Here is an 11,139-nt window from a genome sequence, read left to right on the forward strand (position 1 = left end):
ACGTCAGATCTGCTGAAGGACGTCGATGATTCTCGCAGCCGCGCCCGGCGCCCATTGATCGGGGCCCGGACCGAAGATCCGGTTGATGCCGTTCTGGCAGGGCAGCGCGGCGAACGCCGCCGGATCGTCACGGAGGGCACGCCGCAGCCACGCGACGGCGTCCTGGTGATCCGCCACCCCGGCGATATAGACCCGGTCGGGGACATTGAACAACAGACATTCGATGAGGTACGGAGGAACGTCCCCGACCTCCACCAGGTGCTCCCGCCGTGCCCGCTTGGCCGCCCGGACCGCCTGTTTGAAACGGCCACCGGTGCGCAGATCCTTGGCGTCGCCGTTGCGCCGGTGCTGCTTCGGGAAGTTGACGATCGGCCGCCCCTCCTGATCGCGGAAGAAGACGCCCTGCTCGTAGTGACTGTCGCCGGGCACCGGAAACCACCTGAACTCGGTGGCGACCAGCACGTCGACCATCTCACCGAACAGCGAATCAGGATCGTCGACATTGAGGCAGCGCCGCCCCATCCGGACCAGATGCGACTCCCCCAGCTCGGCGAGGACGTCGTCGCGGAACTGCTCCCAGCCGTACCGCAGCGGTTGTCTGAGCATCAGAACCAGATCGATGTCGGCGGTGTGGTCGAGATGGGTGCCGTTGACCCGCGAGCCCTGACCGAAGATCTCGTATGTCCCCGGGTCGATCCCGGCGAGATCCCCACGCAGCGCGTTCTCGGCCCAGGCCAGCAGGAACCCGCTGGACGCCGGGCACCGACCCGGATCCGCCTGCACAACCTGTATGACCACGCCTCAAGTATGCGCTGTTCCGGGCGACAGCCCAGGGACCGAGGGCCGGTGGCAGACTGCGGGCATGGGTACGGATCTGCGGGTCCACGGCGGCGGCGAGGGTGAGCCGCTGCTGCTGTTGCTGCACGGGCTCGGCGCGACGGGCGAGTTCTGGGCCGGCTGGCCCGGTCTGCTCAGCCGGCACTGGCCGGGCCGCTGGCTCGCGCCCGACCTGCCAGGTCACGGCGGTTCGCCACCACTGCCGGAGTACACCTTCGACGCCCTGGCCACGGCGCTGCTCCCAATCCTGACGCCGCAGGATCGGCCGGTCGTGCTCGGCCACTCACTCGGCGGGGTGGTCGCGTTGGCGCTGGCTGCCCAGGCGCCGGTGACCGCGGTCGTCGGGCTGGGCGTCAAGGTCACCTGGTCCGCCGACGATCTGGACCGGGCGGCGGCGCTGGCGCAGCGGCCGGTGGCATGGTTCGACACCCGCGAGCAGGCCATCGAGCGGCATCTGCGGGTGTCCGGGTTGGCCGGTCTGGTCACCGCCGATTCGCCGATGGCTACCTCGGGGGTACGCGAAGAGGCCGGCCGCTGGCGCCTGGCTCTCGACCCGGGCGCGTTCGGGGTGGGCGCACCGGACATGGCCGCGCTGCTGGAGCACTCGAACACTCCGGTGTGCCTGGCCCGCGGCGAAGACGACCAGATGAACACCGACGACCAGCTGAAACAGTTCGGCGTCCGGGTGGTCACCCTGCCGGGGCTGGGGCACAACGCCCACGTCCAGAGCCCAGCCCGCTGCCTCCCGCTACTGGATCGCCTCACCGGAGGCGCTACATCTCGTTGAGAATCGGCGTCGCCGGTCAGGGCACTACGACGAGCCGGCGGCCTCCGAGGTCGGTGCGCTGCCAGGCGGTCTCGATGTCGCTGAGCGGGACCTTGAGCACGTCGAAGGTCAGTTCGCCGGATCGTGTCCACGTGACCACTTGGCCGTACACCTCGGGCATCGTCTTTTGATCGAGGCCTTTGGCCGCGCCGCAGATCTCGACGCCGGAGGTGCGCAGGCTCTCTGCGGCGATGGTCAGCGTGGCGCCGGCGGACTCGCCGACCTGGATCAGCCTGGTCGGTTTCGGGAACGCGAAGGCCTTCGGGACCAACGCCCGCAGCAGGATCTCGGTGGGCCGGCCCCACAGGAAGTCCAGCACGACGTCGTATCCGTCGCCTCTCGCGTCGAGGTACGCCTGTGCCAGCGCATCGTCCGGGACGGCCGTGTTGATCACCGCGTCGGCGCCGAGCGCGCGCAGCCGGGCGTCGTCGCGGCCGGTCGCGACGATCCGCCCGGCGCCGAGCAGCCGGGCCACCTTGACCGCGAGCTGCCCGGCGACGCCGGTGGCACCCTGCACCAGCACGGTCTCGCCCGGGGTGAACCCGGCGGCCGTCCGGATCGACATGCCGGTGATCGCGGTGCCGAGCACGGTCGCGATCACCGGGTCGATGCCGTCCGGAACGGGCACGTACGAGCCTTCGGGCACGACGGTCTTCTCGGCGAGGGCGCCGTAGGGCAGCCGCGGGTTGGCGAACCCGACGAGGGTGCCGTCCGGCAGCGTGCCGATGCCGTCGAAGGCAGCGATCACCGGCAGCTGTGCGGTGAACCGCCCGCTCGCGTAGTGCGTGCCGTCCGCGAAGCGCTTGTCGACGGTTTCCACCGCGACCGCCTGCACGTCGATCAGCGTCTCGCCGTCGCCGGCCACCGGGTCGGGGAAGTCCTCGTAGCGGGGAACGCCGCCGATCTCGTGCAGCACCGCCGCCTTCATCAACTCTCCCGGCTGAAGAGCGCGGCGATCCGGCGCTGCCAGGACGGCAGGAACCGGGGCGGTCGGGTGTGTGCGTGATGGTGCCGCCGGTTCGGCAGAGAAGGGTGGCTGGGCGGCTGGGCGGTGTGGGCGGTGTGGGCGGGGACTCCGGGGATGCGGTGGGTGAGCCGGTGCAGCAGGTTCGTCATTCCAGCGCCTCTCTCTATCAGTGATAGAGGGAATCTAGCACTGATAGAGTGGCGGCGGGAGGTGCCCGAATTGGCGCTGGATCGACAGCGGATCGTGGCCGAGGCCGTCGCTCTGCTCGACGCCGAGGGGCTGGACGGGGTGACCACCCGCAAACTCGCGGCACGGCTCGGTGTGCAGTCGCCGACGCTCTACTGGCATGTGCCGAACAAGGCGGCGCTGGTCACCGCGATCGCCGACGCGATCCTCGGCCAGGAGTTCGGCGATCTGACGCCGCCCGCGCCGGATCAGCCCTGGCCGGAGTGGCTGAGCGGGCTGGCCGGGCGGCTGCGCCGGGCCCTGCTCGCCCATCCGGACGGCGCGCGGGTCGTCTCGGCCGCGCAGCTGTCGGTCACCATGTCGGCGATCTCGGAGCTGGCGATGAGCTCGCTGGTGGCCCGTGGTGTCCCGCTGCGGCAGGCGCGGGTGATCGTGCTGACCGTCGAGCGGTTCACGGTCGGTCACGTCCTCGAGGAGCAGGCCCCACGGCCCGATGTGGAGGCGCTGAAGGGTTTCGACCTGGACGCCTTCACTGAGCGGCACCCGACGTCGATCGCCGCCATCACCGACTACTTCCAGGCCGGCCACACCGTCGACGACCTGTTCCAGGACTGCCTCGACGTGGTGATCGCGGGCGCCGCGGCCAAAGTCGGCTGAACTTTTGGTCCGTACATCAAAAAGTTTGGCCTTTGATCGCTGAAAGATCTGGACGTCCTAATAGAACTCCTCCAGGATGTTCACAACCTGGAAGCACACCCGTAACTCGGGAGCGCAGATGAGACGTCTGTCCGTGGCCACCCTTCTGATTTCCGCAGCCATAGTCGTGCCGACACCCGCGTTCGCCGTCGATCCACCGGCGCAGGAGCCGGGGGTGACGCTCCGGACCTACGACATCGGGGCGCCGCTCAACCGGGTCTGCGAGCTCAAACCTGGGCAGACGCCGAACGTGGACAAACTGATGCCCACGATCGACTGGTCGACCGACGAGCAGTTCGGATTGCAGTCCAACTTCGTCACCCACGCGATCGCCAACCTCACCACGACCGCGGCCGGCACCTACACGTTCCGGCTGACCAGCGACGACGGCTCGAAACTGTGGATCGGCGACCAGCTCGTCATCGACCACGACGGACTGCACGGCAACGTGCCCAAGGACGGCACCATCGACCTGGCCGCCGGCCTGCACCCGCTGCGGGTCGAGCACTTCGAGCGGGACGGCGGCCAGGAACTGCGGCTGGCCTGGCGGCCCCCGGGCTCCGGCGACTTCACCATCGTGCCGACCAGTGCGCTGAGCACCGACGCCGGCGTCGTCCGGGTGACCGCGCCGGGCCGCAAGGAGTGCGTCTCCGGCACCGACACCCCCGGTGACGGGTTGCCGCTGACCTCGGTCAACCCCGGCTACACGCTCACCGACCTGCGCCCGCCGGGCTTCGAACCGCAGGTCACCGGCATCGCCTGGCGGCCCGACAAGAAGATGGTGATCACCACCTGGGGCGGCACCGACAAAGTCGAGGGCAAGGTCTACCTGGTCTCCAACTTGACCGGCAAGACCGGGCCGGGCAGCGTCACGTACCAGGAGATCGCGAGCGGGCTCAAGGAGCCGATGGGCGTCGCCGTGGTCGACGGCCTGGTCTACGTGTCGCAGAAACACGAGCTGACCGAGTTGCGTGACACCGATGGCGACCAGGTGCTCGACAGCCGGCGCACGGTCGCGGTCTGGCCGTTCGGCGGCAACTTCCACGAGTTCGCGTTCGGCCTGCTCTACCGCAACGGCAACTTCTACCTGAACCTGTCGGTGTCGATCAACCTCGGCGGCGCCACCACCGACCCGCAGCCGGTCGGCGGGCGCGGCACGCACATCGTCGTCAACCGCCGGACCGGCCAGGTCACCACGGTCGCGGGCGGCCTGCGCACCCCGAACGGCATCGGCTGGGGCCCGGACGGCTCGATCTACGTCACCGACAACCAGGGCGGCTGGCTGCCCTCGTCGAAACTGATCAAGATCAAGGACAACGGCTTCTACAACCATTACACCAATCCCGACGGTACGTACGACGCGCAGCCGGTGAGCCGCCCGGTGCTGTGGCTGCCGCAGAACCAGATCGGCAACTCGCCCAGCACGCCGGTGCTGCTGGACTCCGGCCCGTACCGTGGCCAGTTCCTGATCGGTGACGTCACCTACGGTGGCCTGCAACGCGCGGCGGTCGAGACGGTCGACGGCGTCGAGCAGGGCGCGGTATTCCGGCACACGCAAGGCCTGGAAGCGGGCGTCAACCGGGTGTCGATCGGGCCGGACGGGTCGATCTACGTCGGCGGGCTCGGCGCCGACGGCAACTGGGGGCAGGACGGCAAACTCCGGTTCGGCCTGCAGAAGCTCACGCCGAACGGCACCACGGTCTTCGACATGAAGACGATGAAGGCCACCGCGGACGGGTTCAAGATCGAGTACACCGAGCCGCTGTCCGACGCGACCGTCGCCAAGCTGCCCACGGCGTACCAGCTGGAGCAGTGGCGGTATGCGGCGACCGCGCAGTACGGCGGCCCCCAGGTCGACACCCAGACCCTGACCGTGACCGCGGCCAAGGTCTCCGCCGACCGGAAGACGGTCACCCTGACCGTGCCCGGCCTGCGCCGCGACCGGATCGTGCACCTGCGCTCGCCGCGCCCGTTCGCCAGCCGGGACGGCGAGACACTGTGGAGCACCGAGGCCTGGTACACCATGAACGAGCTGCCCGGTAAACAGCCGCAGCCGGTCTACTACGAGGCCGAGGAGGGTTACCGGGAGGGCGCGGCCGGCCTGGCCACCGACCACCGCGGGTTCTCCGGCATCGGGTTCGCCGCCGGGTTCGGCAGCCTCAACGCCTCCACCACGATCCACGTCGACGCGGACCGCAGCGGCGACCACACGGTCGGGCTGCGCTACTCCAACGGGCCCAACCCGTTCAGCGGCACCAAGACGGTCAGCCTGCACGTCAACGGCCGCAAGATCAAACAGGTGTCGCTGCCCAGCACCGTGACCTGGGAGGAGTGGGCGACCGTCACCGACACCGTCCAGCTGCGCAAGGGGGCCAACACCATCACCTACCGGGTGGACGCCCTGGACACCGGGCACGTCAACCTCGACCTGATCAGCGTCCGCGAACCCGGCCGGCGGATCACCCTCTTCGACGGCAAGGACCTCGACAACTGGCTGCACACCGACGGCCGCCGCGCCCAGTGGCCGCTGATCGCCGGCGGCGCCACCGAGGTCTGCTGCGGTGACCTGCGGACCAAGGACGCGTACGGCGACTACAAGCTGCACGTCGAGTTCAAGGTGCCGCTGCTGCCCGACGACGTGACCGGGCAGAACCGTGGCAACAGTGGCGTCTACCAGCAGGAACGCTACGAGTTGCAGATCCTCGACTCGTTCGGCGACACCACTCTGGCCAACAACGAGGCCGGGGCGATCTACACGGTCAAGGCGCCGGACGTCAACGCGGCCACGGCGCCGGAGACCTGGCAGACGTACGACATCACGTTCCGCGCCGCCCGCTACGGCGCCGGCGGGGCCAAGACGGAGAACGCCCGGATCACCGTCGTCTGGAACGGGCGGACCGTGCACAGCAACGTCGAGATCCCGAACGGCACCGGCGGCAACATCCCGGAAGGCCCGGCCACCGGCGCCATCCGGCTCCAGGACCACGGCAACAAGGTGCAGTACCGCAACATCTGGATCGAACCGGCCGCCTGACGGCCGGCCCGGGCCCCGGCGGCACTCCCGCCGGGGCCCGCATGTCCAGCCCGCCGGGGCCCGCATGCCCGGCCCGCCGGACCCCGCGTGCCCAGCCCGCCGGTGGCACCATGTGGACCATGGTCGACACCGCAGCGCTGCTGGACGCCTACGACAAACGCATGCGTATGCCGGGCGGCGCCGTCCCACCCGGCACCACCCACGAACACGACGGGCCGCTGCTGCGGATCGCCGCCCCGGACATGGGTCACCTCCGGGCACCCCGCGACGTCGGCGTCACCGGCTCCGAACTGAACCGGCTGATCGCCCGCCAGCGTGACTACTTCCAGGCCCGCGGCCAGGCCGTCGAATGGAAGTACCGGACACACGACCTGCCCGCCGACCTTCCGGAACGGCTGACCGCGGCCGGATTCGTACCCGAGCGGTCGTCAACTGTGCTGATCGGTTTCGCCGACCACGCCGCCGCCGAACCGGTCCTGCCCGACGGCGTCGTGCTCCGCCGCACCACCGACCCCGACGACCTGCGCCGCATCGCGGACCAGCAGACCGAGGTGTGGGGATTCGACTGTTCCTGGCTCACCGACGTGCTCGCCAGCCGGATCGCCGCCGACCCCGGGCAGATCGCGATCTTCGTCGCCGAAGCCGGTGACCGGCTCGCCTGCACCGCCTGGATGATCTACCAGCCGGGCACCGAGTTCGTCGCCCTGCTCGGCGGAACCACTCTCCCGGAATGGCAGGGCCGGGGCCTCTACCGGGCGATGATCGCGGTCCGCGCCCGGGAGGCAGCCGACCACGGATACCGGCTGCTGCACGTCGACGCGTCCCCGGACAGCGCCCCCATCCTGCGACGCTGCGGCTTCCACGAGATCACCACATCGGTGCACTACCAGTGGACGCCGCCGGCCTCAGACGCCTGACTCGAACGGCAGCCGATGCGTGCGCTGATCGACGCTGCCGCCCCGCAACACCCTCAGCCGTCGCTGAGCACGGTCAAACCGCCCGCATTCCAGCGCTGGGCGACGGCTGGCGGTCTCGGCCGTCGCTGAGCACGGTAAACCCGCCCGCATTCCAGCGCTGAGCGACGGCCCACCGTCCCGGCCGTCGCTCAGCACGGTCAAACCGCCCGCATTCCAGCGCTGGGCGACGGCTCGCGGTCTTGACGGTTGGGCCCCGGCGGGCGCGGGTTGTGGATCACCGATACGGTCGGGGTATGTCCGGCAGCGCTTTGATCATGTACGAGACCGGCAGCGATGGCGTCACCCTGCGTGCCGCGCTGGCCGGCGAACTGGACCTGGCCGACGCCGACGAGGTTCGTGACAACCTTGCGGCGGCGGCGCAGGCGTCCACCTACCGGTTTCTACAGATCGACGTCTCCGCGGTGGAGCTGATCGACTCGTACGCGCTGGGCGCCCTGGTCAGTGTCCGCAACGCGGCGGCGGCCGCCGGAGTCACGGTCACCCTGATCAACCCCTCGTCGCCGGTGCTCAAGGCGATCCAGGTGACCGGGCTCGCCGAGGTGTTCGGGCTGGATTAACCGGGTGCGGGCAGCGAAGCCGCACGTTACGGTTCGGCGATGCGTACCAGTGAGGAGATCTATCACCGGGTGCGCTGGGATCCCCGGCTCGACCCGGCCCGGTTCGTGTTCGGCGTCGACGTGCGCGGGGCCGAGGCCAAACGGGTGCCGCTGCCCGCGTTCGTGCCCGGTGGTGACATTCCGTGGCATCGGGTGGTGTACATCGAAGCCGACGGTGAACGGGTGTGGGACCGGGCCACCGGTGTCGACCTGATCGGCTCGTCGGCCGCCGGGCAGGTCCGGGTGCAGCGGCGGCTGAGCGCGCCGTTCTTCACCGCCCGCACCCCGCACGCCTGGAAACTCGACCGCTGGGCGCCGGCCGAACCGGTTTCCGCAGCTCCCGTCACCGGCCTACGGGTGCTCACCTGGAACACGCTGTGGGACCGCTACGACGCCGACCTGATCGACACCGCCCGGCGGCGGCCGCTGCTGGTCGACGAACTCGAACGGGCCGACGCCGACGTGATCGCCCTCCAGGAGGTGGAGCGGCCGCTGCTGGAGCTTCTGCTCGCCGCCGACTGGGTGCGCAACCACTACACGCTGTGCACGGACCCGGCCGGCCGGGATGTCGACGACAGCGGCGTGCTGCTGCTCAGCCGGATTCCGGTGCTGGAGTCGGGGCGGCATGTGCTCGGGCCGTACAAGCAGGTCACCGCGATCACTGTGGACGGGCCGGTGGTGGTGGCCACCGTTCACCTGACCAGCGATCACTCCGCCGACGGGCCGGGGCGGCGCGACATCGAACTCGCCGACCTCGCCGGTGGGCTGGCCGGGCTGGACGTGCCGGTGGTGGTCGTCGGTGACGTCAACGACGGCGGGGACCTGCCGGCCCGGCGGCTCGGGCTGCGCGACGCCTGGGTGGAGGTGCACGGGCCGGACGACCGGACGGCCACCTTCGACCCGGTCCGGAACCCGCTCGCGGCCGTCGGTTCGCTGACCGGCCGGGCCGCACGGCTCGACCGGATCCTGCTGCGGGGCGCGGAACTCGCCGTGGTGAATGCGGGGCTGGCGGGTCACGTACCCCAGGATGATCTTTTTGCCTCTGATCATTTCGGGGTGATCGCCGAATTGGCGGCCGGTGCGGCCGCGGCCTCCGACGCGCGGCCGACGGCCCGGACGGCGCTCGCGTGGCTGCCTCCCCGGCGTCTGTGGCCGCCGCTCCAGGACGTCCGGCGGACGCTCGATCCGCAGTTCGACAGGTGGCCGCCGCACGTCAACGTGCTTTTCGGCTTCCTTCCGGAAGCCGATTTCGAGGACGCCGCGCCCCATCTGGCGGCCGCGGCGGCCGAGGTCTCCCCGTTCGAGGCAAACCTTTCGGGGGTACGGACATTCGCGCACCGTGACGACTCGACGATCTGGCTCGACCCGGCCGCCGAGCGCCCGGAACCGTGGGCGGCCCTGCACCGGGCGCTGCAACGCCGGTTCCCGCAGTGCCGCGGGCGTGCCGAGGGGTACACGCCCCACCTGACGCTCGGCCGCGCCACCGGGCCGGTCACCACCCGTCTCGCTCCGGCGGCCGCCCGGGTGGACCGGCTGATCCTGCTGTCCCGCCGGGGCTCCGAGCCGATGCAGCCCCGCGCGGAGCTGCTGCTGGGCACCGGCGAGCTGCGCTGGCTCCCCGACCCGCCCCCGGCTCCCGAGGCGGACGGTCCCGCTGCAGGCGGGTTGCTCGGCGTCTTGCGGGCGGCCCTGCCCGAGGCGGTCGTGCACCTGGCCGGGTCGCGGCGGCTCGGATGTGAGCTGCCCGGCGCCGACCTGGACCTGGTGGCCGTTCTCCCCGGCTCGGCCGACGTCGATGATCTGCGGCGGCGGGTGTCCGGCGCGGTCGGGCCGGCCTGGTCGGTGCGGCCGGTGATCGGCGCCCGCGTGCCCGGCCTGCGGCTGTCCGGTGGCGGGCTCGCGGTCGACCTGGTCACCGTCGGTTCCGGTGGACTGCCGGTGGCCTCGGCTGTCGTTCGGCGCGCCGAACTGGACGAGCCGTCGGCGATCGCGCTGAGTGCCGTCTCCGACGCCGAGGCCGTCCTCGCCGCGACCGCCTCCGCACCCGGCTTCGTCGGGCTGGCTCGCGAGGTGAAGGCGTGGGCTCGGGCGCGGGGACTGGATTCGGCGCCGTTCGGCGGGCTGCCCGGGCTGGCGTGGGTGGTGCTGGCCGCCCGGACCGCGGTGGACTCCGGTGACCTGCCGCCGGCCGAGTTGCTGCGGCAGTTCTTCGCCACCTGGGCGGCGTGGGACTGGGCCTCTCCGGTCACTCTCACCGGCTCGGCGCCCGTGGGGGCGTACCCGATGACGATTCTGACTCCCTCGGCCCCGATCCGCAGTTGCTCCGGTCAGGTCAGCGCGGACCTGCGTGACCTGCTCACCGAAGAGCTGTACCAGTCGTGGGAGGGCCGGCCGGCTACCCCACCGCACCGGCGGCACCGGGCGTGGGCGGTGCTTTCGGTGCAGCCCGTGCCCGGCGAACCGTTCGAGGAGACCGTCGGCCGGTTCCGTGGCCGGGTGCGGGCGTTGCTGACCGCGCTGGAGTCGTCAGGTGTCGAGGGCGCACACGCATGGCCGCGACCGTTCACCACCGGCCCTGGGCTGCGCGAGTATGCCGTCGGCCTCGGCCGCCGTCCGCCCACCGCCGCCGCCCTGTCCACGATCCTGTCCGACTGGCTCGCCAAGCTGCCGGGAGTCCACGCCACCCACGTCGACGGCGGCGCAGTGCCGACGTTGCGCTGAACCCCCGACCGCCAGCCGTCGCTCACCGCGGGAAACCGCACCCCATAACCGCGCCCAGCGACGGCTCGCGAGCTCAGCCGTCGCCCACCACGGGAAACCGCACCCCACAACCGCCGTCAGCGACGGCTAGCGGCCTCAGCCGTCGCTCACCGCGGGAAACCGCACCCCATAACCGCGGTGAGCGACGGCCCGCGGGCTCAGCCGTCGCTCACCGCGGGAAACGGCACCCCATAACCGCCGTCAGCGACGGCTAGCGGGGGCGGGCGAGGCTGACCACCGGGAACGGGACCCCGAGAGCG

General features: G+C 71.0%; 9 protein-coding genes. 6 read left to right on the forward strand and 3 right to left on the reverse strand.

All coding sequences use genetic code 11. The features are described 5' to 3' along the window. Positions 1 to 3: 3 nt before the first annotated feature. Positions 4 to 798 carry a hypothetical protein gene (locus AB0E94_RS41310; protein ID WP_360338021.1) on the reverse strand — a complete coding sequence of 265 codons (795 nt, stop codon included), beginning with the start codon at positions 796 to 798 and terminating at the stop codon, positions 4 to 6. A 64-nt stretch (positions 799 to 862) separates the two neighbouring features. Here AB0E94_RS41310 and AB0E94_RS41315 point away from each other — a divergent pair, with 64 nt between their 5' ends. After that, positions 863 to 1,624 carry an alpha/beta hydrolase gene (locus AB0E94_RS41315; protein WP_360338024.1) on the forward strand — a complete coding sequence of 254 codons (762 nt, stop codon included), beginning with the start codon at positions 863 to 865 and terminating at the stop codon, positions 1,622 to 1,624. A gap of 16 nt (positions 1,625 to 1,640) precedes the next feature. Here AB0E94_RS41315 and AB0E94_RS41320 read toward each other — a convergent pair whose 3' ends face one another. Then, the gene (locus tag AB0E94_RS41320) at positions 1,641 to 2,591 is read right to left on the reverse strand and encodes a zinc-binding alcohol dehydrogenase family protein (protein ID WP_360338027.1); all 951 of its coding nucleotides are present in this window, start codon (positions 2,589 to 2,591) and stop codon (positions 1,641 to 1,643) included. Then, complete coding sequence (locus AB0E94_RS41325) at positions 2,591 to 2,779, reverse strand: hypothetical protein (protein WP_360338030.1); 189 nt, start codon at positions 2,777 to 2,779, stop codon at positions 2,591 to 2,593. The genes AB0E94_RS41320 and AB0E94_RS41325 overlap by 1 nt, the downstream gene beginning before the upstream one ends. 70 nt (positions 2,780 to 2,849) lie before the next feature. Here AB0E94_RS41325 and AB0E94_RS41330 point away from each other — a divergent pair, with 70 nt between their 5' ends. From AB0E94_RS41330 to AB0E94_RS41350, 5 genes are all read left to right on the forward strand, one after another. Further along, the gene (locus tag AB0E94_RS41330) at positions 2,850 to 3,473 is read left to right on the forward strand and encodes a TetR/AcrR family transcriptional regulator C-terminal domain-containing protein (RefSeq protein WP_360338033.1); all 624 of its coding nucleotides are present in this window, start codon (positions 2,850 to 2,852) and stop codon (positions 3,471 to 3,473) included. Positions 3,474 to 3,591: 118 nt separating this feature from the next. Next, positions 3,592 to 6,546, forward strand: a complete 2,955-nt coding sequence (locus tag AB0E94_RS41335) for a family 16 glycoside hydrolase (RefSeq protein ID WP_360338036.1) — start codon at positions 3,592 to 3,594, stop codon at positions 6,544 to 6,546. 119 nt (positions 6,547 to 6,665) lie between these two features. Further along, positions 6,666 to 7,463 (forward strand): GNAT family N-acetyltransferase, encoded by a 798-nt coding sequence (locus tag AB0E94_RS41340; protein ID WP_360338039.1) that lies wholly within the window; start codon positions 6,666 to 6,668, stop codon positions 7,461 to 7,463. A gap of 293 nt (positions 7,464 to 7,756) precedes the next feature. Continuing rightward, complete coding sequence (locus tag AB0E94_RS41345) at positions 7,757 to 8,080, forward strand: STAS domain-containing protein (RefSeq protein WP_360338042.1); 324 nt, start codon at positions 7,757 to 7,759, stop codon at positions 8,078 to 8,080. Positions 8,081 to 8,119: 39 nt separating this feature from the next. Continuing rightward, on the forward strand, positions 8,120 to 10,840 hold the full coding sequence (locus AB0E94_RS41350) for a poly(A) polymerase (RefSeq protein ID WP_360338045.1): 2,721 nt from the start codon (positions 8,120 to 8,122) through the stop codon (positions 10,838 to 10,840). Positions 10,841 to 11,139: the final 299 nt, after the last annotated feature.

The organism is Actinoplanes sp. NPDC026670, from assembly GCF_040638175.1.
In the GTDB taxonomy this organism is placed as follows: Bacteria; Actinomycetota; Actinomycetes; order Mycobacteriales; family Micromonosporaceae; genus Actinoplanes.

Coding starts and splice junctions, on each gene's coding strand:
- AB0E94_RS41340 (WP_360338039.1), top strand. CDS start 6,666: ATGGTCGACACCGCAGCGCTGCTGGACGCCTACGACAAACGCATGCGT.
- AB0E94_RS41320 (WP_360338027.1), bottom strand. CDS start 2,591: ATGAAGGCGGCGGTGCTGCACGAGATCGGCGGCGTTCCCCGCTACGAG.
- AB0E94_RS41350 (WP_360338045.1), top strand. CDS start 8,120: ATGCGTACCAGTGAGGAGATCTATCACCGGGTGCGCTGGGATCCCCGG.
- AB0E94_RS41315 (WP_360338024.1), top strand. CDS start 863: ATGGGTACGGATCTGCGGGTCCACGGCGGCGGCGAGGGTGAGCCGCTG.
- AB0E94_RS41335 (WP_360338036.1), top strand. CDS start 3,592: ATGAGACGTCTGTCCGTGGCCACCCTTCTGATTTCCGCAGCCATAGTC.
- AB0E94_RS41325 (WP_360338030.1), bottom strand. CDS start 2,779: ATGACGAACCTGCTGCACCGGCTCACCCACCGCATCCCCGGAGTCCCC.
- AB0E94_RS41345 (WP_360338042.1), top strand. CDS start 7,757: ATGTCCGGCAGCGCTTTGATCATGTACGAGACCGGCAGCGATGGCGTC.